Below are 11649 nucleotides of genomic sequence, written 5' to 3'. Positions count from 1 at the left end.
CTTGATACTATAAATCCATACTGAGACCTGTATAAAAACCAATAACGATGGCACTGGTATTATCCTGATACTTGTTATCTTGTGCTGACACTCCCGCAAATAATTGCTGGCGTATGGAATGAATATTATGAAAAGCTATATCTAAAGTATAATTCTTATCCAGGTTATCTAAGCCTTCCTTTAAAATTTGCTGAATATCCGCTGGTGAAAGCACCTCCAATCCATCAGAAGCAACAATAATGACATCATTGGGCTGAATGGCAAGTGTTGCCATATCAACCTCTGTCAGATCTGTACCATCAACTGCACTGTATAAAGCATCTCCATTTTCGGCTGCTTCCTGCTCATCAATAAGATCACCTAGCAAGCGTTTTTCATGATATACATTTCGCCAAATATGCTTAGTATTTAGCTCTTGCCATTGCCCATCGCGCATAACCCCTAATAATGAATCTCCAACACTTACCCACTGCACAGTCGCCAATTGGCTATCCCATAGCAAGGCAATCAGCGTACACCCCATGCCTTTAAGTTCCTTTTTTTCCTCAACTAAAGCAGTAATAGCCTGGCTCGCTGAGAGCAGTGATTTATGTAAAATATCAACAAGGTCTAATGATAACTGCTGATTTTTCAGAAAGGAGTCTATAAAAACATTAATAACAGTTGATGCAGCAAGATCACCATGTCCCATCCCTCCCATACCATCTGCTAATAAATATAAAGATTGATGCGCTGCTAATAGGCCTGGTTCGATCTCCTTTTTTTCACCCATTGAGAAAACACTGTCATTTTCAATAACAGCAAAATAATCTTCTTGATAATCACGCCCTCCTTGAATTTGAGAAGCACTCCATATTGCTTGCATAAAGAATTACCCTTTTGAAACTCTTAACTTAACCCAGTTTAAATTCAACTTAATCCTTCCAGTCAAAGTCTTCACCACAAAAGGGAACAAAACGTAAGTCAGTATCACCGAGAGTTATTTTATCTCCCATTTGAATTTCCTTATCCTCCGATCCGACCCGCCCATCATTTAAATAAACAAGATTTTCACCTTTCATTAAATAGTACTTACGTAATTTTGGATCAAACTCTATTGAAGCATGATTTTCTCTGGAGATTTTCTCATCTCCAAAGGCTAAAGCAATATCTTGCCCACTATCACGCCCAATTTTGTGTCGCAGATAAGAAAAGGAAAATGAATGACCTTTACCCTTACCCGAAATAATAACTAACCATCCAACAATTGGTTTTTCAGCTGTATCGGAACTAACAGAAGATCGGTTAATAAAAATAGTTTTATTCCCTGCTTTTTGTGTGACGGAGGAGTTTTCAACTGACGGCTCATTCAGGTTTGCACCTCCCATAGCTCCGCTTTCATCTCTAAAGTTCTCTAGATGATTGCCTTTAGGATTACCTGCTACCGATTGGTTTTTATCTAATTTTATAGTTTCAGCTGCACTATCTGTTGAACTATTCCCTGTGTTTTCTTGGGAAAGCCTATTACCTGAGGGAGAAAGCTTCTTAGTCTTTTTACTACTTAGCACGGTTGGATCGGTATCAAACTTACTCATAAATTTTCCTTCTAAAAAATAAAAAAATGATTATTCAGATCTTGGTCTTAACTTAGCCACAATATTATCAATACAAAACGAACTCGCAGAATTAATTACCCGCTCATCGTTTGCCTGTATCAGTTGAAGTAACACCATTATTATGGCAGATAAAATGAGTGCCAATAAGGTGGTATAGAATGCCGTTGCCAATAGTGGAATAACTTTTGCCAACATTTGAGGGTCTCCTGGGGGAAGTGCTCCAGCCTTATCTAGAGCAACTGCTATACCTATCACCGTACCAATAAAACCCAGTGTGGGAATTAACCATGCCAGATATTTAATAACCGTATAGCGTAAATCGACATCATGTAATTTTAAGTCAATTGCAGAATTCAGGATGGTATAAACGTCCCCAACATCGTTAGTGCTCTGAAACTGAAAGTTAATCTTTTTGAATAAACTTCCAATCAATGAATTTGCGGGGACAATTTTTCTTTTTGCATAATAAATTGCCGCTAATAATTCAGGTTTTAGTGCTTCATTTTCATCTAAATGTATTTGAGTTTCACCTTGCTCCGTATATACCATCACATGACTTGGGTTCTGATAAAGAGTAAACAGAGATAACTGTATTTTTTCTTCTGTTAAATGCAGCCATTGAATTGCCAATTCGGCCAGGCAATAAAAAAAAGCTATCCACATTAAAATCTGAACATTTGCCGGGTACATAGGATCTTCAGTTGCAATAAGAAAATCATGCCACTTAAAGCTACCTTGAGAAGAAACCTCAACAGGCAATGTAAAACTCAATAAAACAATCCATAATAAAGCAACAACAAGACCGATAATGCGAATAAGTATTGCATTTGAAATATTCATTTAGGTTTTCCTCGCATGTTGACCGTCCTCCATAATGATAAAACGGCTAATTTCTTTTTTTGCTTGAGTTGCTTTGTTTGGGTAATCACTTTCCTGGGATGCATTCGGATTTTTATTAGTAAACAAATTTAATAAACCTGCAACGGTTGTTTCATAGCCACCCAGTAAAATTCTGTCAGATAAATTAACACTTTGTTTATTACTTATTTTCACTTTGCCCACATGGCGTAATATAAAACTACCATTCATTGTGCCTAAATCTTGCAAATAAACTTGGTTAGAACTATCTACTTCAATAGCTAAATGACGACGAGAAACACTCTCATCTGGTATAAACACATCAACATTTGAATCATCTCGACCTACTATAAATCTCATCATTATATTTTACTCTCCAAATTTAATCGGGAAATCACCTAGCACAATATCATCACCAATCTCTAATTTCTGCTGTACAACTTCTTCCCCATTTACATAAGTACCGTTAGATGAATTTAAGTCAATAAGTACTACCGCACCATTGCGCTCAAACTTTATCTGCGCATGAACAGCAGAAACAGTATTGTCACTAAAAATAACATCGTTCTCTTGGCTACGACCCATTGTGCTAGAAACCTTCGTTAGAGCAATTCGGCGAGAACCCTCTCCCTCAGAGACAGGAACAATCAAATATCCATAAATAGTTTTTTCCTGCTCAATTCCTGGCTCTAGAGGAACCTCTTTTTTCTTTTTGTTTTTTATCATCAATAGAATCAATAAAAGTAAAAGTAAAGCTAGAACCACGACACTGATGATTACTTTAGTTAAACCTTGTTCATTATTAGTTTCAGTCTTGATAGTTGCATCAGTTGACGTTCCATCACTCCCCACCTGCGAGTCGGAGTGAGTCTCTCCATTTGCACTACGCCCTTCATCTTCGGACGTTGTAGAAGACTCATCTGTAGAGCTCGTCGTTGTCTCTTCTGAGGCCTCAGAATTTGTTTGTTGCTCAGTACCAGCTTCTCTTTGTCCTTCGCCTCCAGAACTAGCTGAGTGGCATACGGGGTATGCCATAGTGACTGTGGTGTTATCCTCGGAACCTGAAAAGTGAGTGCTAAATTTAAGCGCCTTATTTCCACATAAATTCTGTGTATTAATAGAAAGGGAGGTGCCATTATTACTATAATTAGCTAATTTTGCTATTGAAGTAACCCAGCTACCATGTTGCTGACTAGAATAAAGTCCTGATACCGTATTACTAAGTTGATTTAATGCGGGGAAACTATTTACCAAAAGTTCAGATAAAGCTAACTGCATAATAACTAAGCGTACTTTATTTTGAGTCATTTTTAGTTTAATTTGAGCAATCTGAGCAGTTGTTAAAGGTACTCCGACTGTGATCCAGTAAATTACTTTTCGACTTTCAGTACTGCCGCCTAAAGTTTCAATGACTCCAAGCAAATCATTGACAGGATTCCTAATCCTTTCAGAAAGCGCTACATTTGAAATAGCTAATTTTAATTGCTCTTTTCCCACGCCTACTGGCGCAAGAATTTGCAATCCCTCACCTGAGCCATACAAAGCAAACTTCTGAAAGTCGCGCTTATTCTCTATTAATTTATTCAGACCTTTTTTAATTTCCAGCAACTGAGACTGTGATACTCCCTTTAAATGTAATAAAACTGCATTGACAGACGGTGATTTAGTCTGAAGAAAGCTTTGTTGCTCAATGGCTAACAAGTTACCATTTGATTTAACCTTAATTTGGTCAAACTTCTGTTGCTGATTAAACCAGATAGTACATTTAGTATCACTATTATGTACTCGACATTCACGTTGCCATTGCCAGGCACTACTTGCTGTAGCTTGAAAACTAGTAATAAATAATATTAAAACTATTGAAAAACGCATATTTTTCCCTTGTAATTTTAAGAAATCTCACTTTATCATTTGAAGTTAGTCCAAAGAAACTTGTGTGTAAGTGTAATCAGCTGAAATTTTAAACTTCAGTGGACATACTGTTTGCCCTGTTCTCATTTTTCTTGCCCGAATAATTACGGGTCCAGTCGGCTTATCAAGACGGCCACCCACAGAAATTTCTCCATCGCCTTTCTTCCAATAATTAAAACAAACTTTATACATCCCCTGACTAGGTTTAAATGCTTTCCAAACTTCTATGGCTGGTTTTTCATCATCTCTGCCATACAAATGGTCTACCGTAAACCTGCCAGGCTTACCCGAGATATATTCATTATTATAATAATACTTTCCATCAGGAGTAGTAACATATAAATCGACATCTCCCTTTTCATACCAACTCATCTCAATTACTAATAAATTGTCAGCAAACTTAACCGAGGGTTCGGGTATAGGAGGGCACTTTTTAACTGAGCGTGGAGTCGGGCACTCGGGGCAAGCTGGTGCGGGTTCTGGACATATTTTAGGCGCTGGTGGTACTGTCGAATTTTCTTTTTTATAATAGGGCAATAAAATTAACACAATTAATATAAAAGCCCCCAGAGCCGAGGCAAACAAATCCAATGCTGACATGGAAAATATATTTAATTCAGTCGATTTACGCCTCATAATTTACGAACCACTCGAAAACCCACTTGTTGCAAATGTTCATCCGGCATTAAAGCTTCTCTATTGCTTACTCTTGCACTTATTGCCGGTGTTAAAAAACTTCCACCACGAATAACTCGCTTCTCACACTGAGCACTACCGGAAGTATCAGCATAAGTGGCATAACAATCAGCTACCCATTCCCATAAATTACCATGCATATCATAGAGCCCAAATGTATTTGCACTATATGACCCAACCTGCTTAGTATGTACCGCACCATCATCACACTGGGTAATTTGCGTCGCGATTCCTGCGTTATAGGCTTTCTGGTCGGCAATATTTCCAATCGAACAAACCGCATCCTGCTGATTGCCTGACTGGTAACTACTGTACTTTCCTGCTCTAGCTGCATATTCCCACTCTGCTTCTGATGGCAAGCGCCACTTTTGTCCTGTATTTAGTGACAGCCATTGAGTATAGGCACGAGCGTCTTCCCAGCTGACATTTATTACTGGTAACTGATTTCGCCCCCACCCCCTGTCATCGACTAGAGTTCGACCTGTTGCATCGCTAAACTCATCAAACTGTTTAAAACTTATTTCATATTTACTTATTGCAAATGATGCTATTTCAACTTGTTGAACAGGACGCTCATCTTTATCTCCTATGCCACTTTGATCTCCCATATAAAATTTACCTGCTGGCAATTCAACAGTTTCTGGTACATTAATTACATTATGCCTGGGGAGGGTAGGTTGTGGCGGCAATAGAGTTTGTGTACTACAAGCTGATAAAAACATTCCAACCATCAAAATGAATAAAGTAAACCTGTTACCAAACTCTAAATTTATTGGTTTTTTCATTTTTTTATTATAATTAAGTATTACTAAATACATTAAATCAAGGAAACTTATTCACCTAAACTAAGCTGCTTTACAACAATACTCTGCTGACTGATTGAATAAGTAATCAACAGTTTATTGTCCAAAGCAATCAAACTGGGATAAGCTATTGGTTAACCATCATTATATAACTCAAACACACATTTTACACCCCCCTCCCATGGAATATAGATTATCCAGAGATGACTTCTACTTGTCTTTGATGAGTTCATGACCAGATAATACCCTTGCTCAACCGAGACCGTGGTAATTGCAGAGTCCAGATTAGGCCAGTCTGTGGCGAGCAAAGGAGACCAGCTACAGCCTTGATCAATGCAATGACACCATAAATACCGTCGGTTATATGGGGCACGATGAATTTAGCGTTGTAGAATTAACCTTGGTAAGGCGATTCCCTATCTACCTGAAGGGTGATACCAACGCTGCACCAAGCGGTGGAACTCGGCAGCTCCAATATAAACTCGTTGCTGGTGAAGCAGGCTGGATCTTGAAACTAGAGCGAGTGGTTAAGTATTAACCCGGGTGAGGTGAGGCCCGGGTCTAATGCTGTTGACTTAAGATAAGCTCCTTCTCCAGAGGGAGATGAGAGTCAGTACCAGTGCTTTTATACGTGGAGCCAGCAATCTGAAGTGACAGATAAAGCCAGGAAAAAATAGGCGTTTGATATCAAAGTACGCGATATTTTTGAGGAGAACAAAAAATTTATGGGTCACGCCGCCTATCTAAAGCATTGAAAGAATTAGGTATAGATGCGGGACGTTATAAAACGAGGCAAGCAGATGAAAAAAGCTCTAATGGATATCTTAAAGGTTTTGCTATTTCCCAGAATAAAAAAGACATAAAGCTTGCTTTTGACTATGTAAAAAACAAGACTGAAAAACAGACTGATTTTAAAAAACTAGGTAAATTACCCTTTAATTTGTTTAAGGGCTAATTTATGTATCAAAAATAAATTTACATAATTAAATTATTACGATCACCTCTTTGGTCCCAAAGTCTAAGAATTTCTATTCTATCTTTTTTGACACGATATATAAAAGAAAATGGTGTTTTATTAATAGCTAATTCTTTTATATTTTTTGTACTATCATAAACCTCACCTATATTTGGATGTTCACTAATAAGTTTTTCTGATGCTTTAATATGGCTCGTTGCTTGCTTTTTTCCTGATGGAAAAATATTTTTATAATAAAATCTCACCCACTCAAGATCATTAAGACTACTTTCCAAGTAAACAATATACATACACTAATTTTTTAAAAAAATATCTGCTTTTGGTTTATCTAGCTCATTTTCTGTATCCCAGGAATCCATCCATTGATGAACTGCTTTTTGTGAAACGAAGGTTCCTTTATCTGCTTCTACAATAGCTTTTTCTATAGCCTGTTTTTTTTCTGTCCTTATCTCCAGCATTGTTTTAATCGCTTGAGATGCTAAATAAGAGGAAGAGCGTTCTTCAGCTTGAGCTTCAAGGTCTAAACTATTTTTTAAATCTTTTTCAATACGAAATGTAAAAGGCACAGTAGACATAGTGTTCATACCCCAATTGTTAATTTATAAGATGTTGTCTTACAGTGTATACATATTAGATTTAATGTCAAAATTATGAGTTTATTTATCTATTTTTTCAAATAAATCATCCATTTTTTTTAGAGGAAAATCCCTCTTTTAGGGGGTTGAAGTCCAACAGTACGAAAATTAACGCTAACCTCTAAGTTGATTCTTTTTTCAATCTAAATTTACTTCATCTTCCAAAATATTTGTCCGAAAGAGGATCGTTTAGCGTACAGTATTGATATTGGAATATTGGTCGGCTATCACCTTACAGCACTCTCATATTATCGTTTTAGATTGCCTTAACTAATCTTATTGAAGAGAGTAAATGTTTGATACTCTGGCTGATCACATAAGCATCCCTACAGACTATATCGAGTATAGATAGACAGGTGAACTTTCCGGTTTCATTGTTGAGTAAATAATGCTTGTTGAGATTTGTCTTCAATTTTCAATATTGAACTCCTGAAATGATGCATAGAATCTGCGGTTAGGAATGGTTTTATCCGTTGATCATGTGATTCTAACGGCCAAAGCCACGCCCTACGGTAAACCGCCCTACTCTATATTTTGCCATTGCACTATTTTAAGATCTAGCACAAACACTGAATAGTAAACAGGGACTAATAGTAATGTCACAAATGTCGCAAAGGTGAGTCCACCAATTTGTGCATAACACAGTGGTTGCCAAAGTGGCCCACCATGAATCGCCAACGGAATAAGCGCCATAATAGTTGCACCCACAGTAATTAATACCGGTCTCAGTCGCACTATTCCAGCATCCAGCAATGAATCCTGTAGTGATTCGCCGCGCTCGCGTGCGTCTTCTACAAAGTCAAATAACACGATGATATGGCTGACGATTACGCCTACCAGAGCAATGATGCCAAGAAAAGCCATAAAGCCGAAAGTACTGTTCATCACTGCTAGAGCAAAAAACGCACCACAGACTCCATAGGGAACAGCAACAAAAACCAGCAGCGGTTTAACCGCATCTTTGAACTGCACAACTAAAGTAATGTAAATCAAACCAATACAAATTAATAACACGCCCATTAACTGACTATTACCATTGCTTGCATTCGCTTCTGACCCCGTTATTTCCATTTTATAGCCCGGCGGCAGGTTTTTCTCAAATGACTTAAGATCATCGCGAATCTGCTGCATAATCTGTGACGGGTAATGGCCTGGAACGGGGTAAGCGAAAACACTAATCGCGCGAAATTCACCCGTACGAATTATTTTACTGGTGCGCATCTTGTAGGCAATATCCGTGACAGCAGCTAAAGGTACTTTATTATCATTCTCACTCGCGTAGACATAGAGATTATTTAAGTCCGACAGCTGTGCCCGTTCCCTATGGCGCAAGGTAGTAACAACTGGAATTTGCTTGTCACCTACGCGTAAAGCCGACATATTTACGCCATTAAAGGCCAGCGCAGATGAATAGGCGATATCGTAATTAGTCACTCCGGCTAGATTTGCCAAGTCAGGCAATACATTTAAGGTAACGGTAAAATCCTGATCACCCCAGTCATCATTGATGCGCTCTGCAATATCTACATCGCGTAGTATTATTTTTACCTGTTCAGCCAGCTTGCGTAAGGTCCGGGTATTATCGGGTGCCTGTGCACCGTCAATAGTCGCTCGACTAGATAGACGTATAGCAACAGGATATTCAACGGGTTGCGTTTGTAATTGCTTAACATTAATTGCAGCACCTGGAACCTGTGTCGATAATGCCTGTTGCCAAAGTGAAATGAGTTCTGGTGTGACATCTTTGTCATTAACTCTAATAACCAGTTGCGCATAATTAAGTTGCTGAATCTGACTAATCACTGAGAACCAGAATTTAGGCCCACTGCCCCCCAGATTGATACTCACCGACTGCAGATATTGGGCAGGATTACCGTTTTTATCAGGGTGTTGTTTGCCATACTCTTGCGCAACCTGCTGGATAACCTGCACCGCTTTATTCGCAGTTTTTTGGGTATCTTGCAAGCTGGCATTATTGCGTAACCAGACATCGGCATATGAGAGATACTGGACATCATAAGGAAAAAATGAAGTCACCAGGTGAGACTTAATAACCCCACCAGACACGAGAATTAAGAGTGAAGCAATCAAGACTTTTTTACGATGATTGATTGCCGCTTTACCGATACGAAAATACCAGCCGGTAAACCCCTGACTACGCCTCTGTTGTATACTCGCTTCGGCAATAGAATTCTGCTGCAAAAGGTAATAGCCCAATAAGGGAATAAAAGTCATCGAGACGATGCGTGATGCGACTAATGCGCAAGTCATCACGATCGGCAAGCTATACAGAAAATGTCCTATATCTCCTGTCAGTAATAGCAAAGGTAAATAAGCTGCAACATTGGTCAACGTGGCAAACATAATGGCGTTCGCCAGTTTGGTAGGTCCCAGCCAGGCTGAAATCAACGCGACATGTCCTCGTTCCAGCTCACGTTTAATGGCATCACAGGCAACGACCGGATCATCTACAAGCAATCCCAGCGCAATAATTAAAGCGACAATTGAAACCTGTTGGACATCAATACCCAACGCTGAAATCATGCCAAAAGTCATTGCCATGGTGAGTGGAATAGCAATCAGCATCACCAGTGCCGAACGCCACTCCCTAAATCCCACTAAAGCAATAAGTGCCACCATAACGATGGCTTCAATCAATGCAGTGGTAAATAATTCGGTACTTTCTACTACTTGTTCTGGCTGGTCTGAAACACGAACTATCATTAAATCATCAGGTAATTGCGTCTCCAGTTTTTCTAGAATAGCATCTACACTAATTGCAAAATTGCCCAGCTGATCGCCTTCGCGCATAAATAATGCAATAGAAACGGCCCTGCTCCGTTGCCACTGCCCAGTCTGTTTATCTTGCCAGCTATAATAATTAAGCAACCTGGGCGGAAATTGATACCCCCTGTGAATCTCGGCAATATCGCGTAAATAGACCAGTAAGCCATCACTGTTCCGAGCGATAACCACATCTGCTATTTCATCTACCGCATCAAACTGACCACTAGGTTCGATATTCAGTCCCATACCATTCACCTGAATTGAACCACCGGTATAGGGAGTATTGCGCGCATTTAAGGCATTTTCAATTTGCTGGGGTTGTAATGCGTAGGAAGCTAGTTGTACCTGCGAATACGCCAGAGTAATCTGCTCGGGTAAAACTCCGGATCGGTTAACTTTGGAAACTTCTGCCGCCATACTCAGGTTGCGTGCAATTAGATCAGAAAAATCATCTAATTCTCGATAACTGTATTTATCACCCCCGGCTTTACTCAACTGTTCCTGAGTGGATGCCGTTTGTCGAATAACAACCGGATTCCAGACATCAGGGTGAAACTGATATAAGCCAAGACGTTGATTGAGAAAATTATTACTTAAGGCAATGATACCGGCATCATCTACCCCTTTAGGTGCAGGAAAGTCGACTCCCACAAAGCCCGGTCCCTTTAATGGCTGAATATTCCAGCCCGGGTGTAAGTCGTGGAGGTCCTGAATAAAAGCACCTAATACCGGCGTAACAGCCTGAGTATTAACTTTGCGCGGTAAAACAAAGACCAGTGAAACTCGCGAAACACCAGGATCGGCAGTCTTACGTGCCAATATAATAGCTTTGCTAATATCCCGGGCACGTAAAGATAATTCGACCTCACTTTCTTTTGGACTAACCACTTCTAATAATAGTGAAGCAGTATCTGAAAAACCACTGTTAAACTTGATCGGCCCGGCACCTGGGGGAAGACTTTCGCTGATGGCTTGCAGCTTTAAATTAATATCATTGAACTGTTGTAATTTATCCTTACCTGATACGGCATCGGAAAGCCTGATTTGTACAATCGAAACATTGGGAAGGCTAATGGACTTCAAGCCCCATTCACGTGTAGATAAGGCGCGTATGGTCTTATTTTCGGCTATCGCCCGTTCAACCGGATAGGTAATCAGTTGCTCAACTTCCAACGCCGTTTTACCGGGCCAGGGGGTGATGACCGAAGCAACATTTATAGGGATATTGGGGTCTTTGCGTTTGGGCATATCGCCATAGCCATAAAAGCCCCATAAAAACACAGCAACCAGAAACACCCAGGAAATAGCTCTGTTTTCAGTACAAAACCGGGCGAGGTTCTGCGTTTGCTGAATCGCTAGCTGATCATCAATATGTGTCATAGTAATAC

General features: G+C 39.5%; 11 protein-coding genes. 1 reads left to right on the top strand and 10 read right to left on the bottom strand.

The features are described 5' to 3' along the window. Nucleotides 1–7: 7 nt before the first annotated feature. Genes ACQY3F_RS07715 through ACQY3F_RS07685 form a run of 7 tightly spaced genes read right to left on the bottom strand, consistent with a single transcriptional unit; the run spans nucleotide 8 to nucleotide 5878 of the window. Complete coding sequence (locus ACQY3F_RS07715; protein WP_428354293.1) at nucleotides 8–865, bottom strand: PP2C family protein-serine/threonine phosphatase; 858 nt, start codon at nucleotides 863–865, stop codon at nucleotides 8–10. A 49-nt stretch (nucleotides 866–914) separates the two neighbouring features. Next, nucleotides 915–1574, bottom strand: coding sequence for an FHA domain-containing protein (locus ACQY3F_RS07710; RefSeq protein WP_428354292.1), 660 nt, complete (start codon nucleotides 1572–1574; stop codon nucleotides 915–917). Between the two features lie 30 nt (nucleotides 1575–1604). Further along, a complete protein-coding gene (locus tag ACQY3F_RS07705) occupies nucleotides 1605–2435 on the bottom strand; it encodes a MotA/TolQ/ExbB proton channel family protein (protein WP_428354291.1) in 831 nt (276 codons plus the stop codon). Beyond that, nucleotides 2436–2816, bottom strand: coding sequence for an FHA domain-containing protein (locus ACQY3F_RS07700; RefSeq protein WP_428354290.1), 381 nt, complete (start codon nucleotides 2814–2816; stop codon nucleotides 2436–2438). Between the two features lie 6 nt (nucleotides 2817–2822). Then, nucleotides 2823–4325: an FHA domain-containing protein gene (locus ACQY3F_RS07695; RefSeq protein ID WP_428354289.1), complete on the bottom strand. Its 1503-nt coding sequence runs from the start codon at nucleotides 4323–4325 to the stop codon at nucleotides 2823–2825. Between the two features lie 45 nt (nucleotides 4326–4370). Further along, nucleotides 4371–4964 (bottom strand): hypothetical protein, encoded by a 594-nt coding sequence (locus ACQY3F_RS07690; RefSeq protein ID WP_428354288.1) that lies wholly within the window; start codon nucleotides 4962–4964, stop codon nucleotides 4371–4373. Between the two features lie 32 nt (nucleotides 4965–4996). Beyond that, entirely contained in the window at nucleotides 4997–5878 is an 882-nt protein-coding gene (locus ACQY3F_RS07685; RefSeq protein ID WP_428354287.1) for a formylglycine-generating enzyme family protein, read from the bottom strand. Between the two features lie 736 nt (nucleotides 5879–6614). Between ACQY3F_RS07685 and ACQY3F_RS07680 the strand changes: the two genes are divergently transcribed. After that, complete coding sequence (locus ACQY3F_RS07680; RefSeq protein ID WP_428354286.1) at nucleotides 6615–6818, top strand: hypothetical protein; 204 nt, start codon at nucleotides 6615–6617, stop codon at nucleotides 6816–6818. A gap of 20 nt (nucleotides 6819–6838) precedes the next feature. Here ACQY3F_RS07680 and ACQY3F_RS07675 read toward each other — a convergent pair whose 3' ends face one another. The 3 genes from ACQY3F_RS07675 to ACQY3F_RS07665 all read right to left on the bottom strand — a co-directional run bounded on the left by ACQY3F_RS07675 (nucleotide 6839) and on the right by ACQY3F_RS07665 (nucleotide 11641). Beyond that, complete coding sequence (locus ACQY3F_RS07675; protein WP_428354285.1) at nucleotides 6839–7129, bottom strand: type II toxin-antitoxin system RelE/ParE family toxin; 291 nt, start codon at nucleotides 7127–7129, stop codon at nucleotides 6839–6841. A gap of 3 nt (nucleotides 7130–7132) precedes the next feature. Continuing rightward, the gene (locus ACQY3F_RS07670) at nucleotides 7133–7414 is read right to left on the bottom strand and encodes a CopG family ribbon-helix-helix protein (RefSeq protein WP_428354284.1); all 282 of its coding nucleotides are present in this window, start codon (nucleotides 7412–7414) and stop codon (nucleotides 7133–7135) included. 582 nt (nucleotides 7415–7996) lie between these two features. Next, the gene (locus tag ACQY3F_RS07665; protein WP_428354283.1) at nucleotides 7997–11641 is read right to left on the bottom strand and encodes an efflux RND transporter permease subunit; all 3645 of its coding nucleotides are present in this window, start codon (nucleotides 11639–11641) and stop codon (nucleotides 7997–7999) included. Between the last annotated feature and the right edge of the window lie 8 nt (nucleotides 11642–11649).

Source organism: Methyloprofundus sp., from assembly GCF_965251085.1.
Taxonomy (GTDB): domain Bacteria; phylum Pseudomonadota; class Gammaproteobacteria; order Methylococcales; family Methylomonadaceae; genus Methyloprofundus.
The sequence above is the reverse complement of the archived record's forward strand: the minus strand, read 5'-3'. Positions and strand labels throughout refer to the sequence as shown.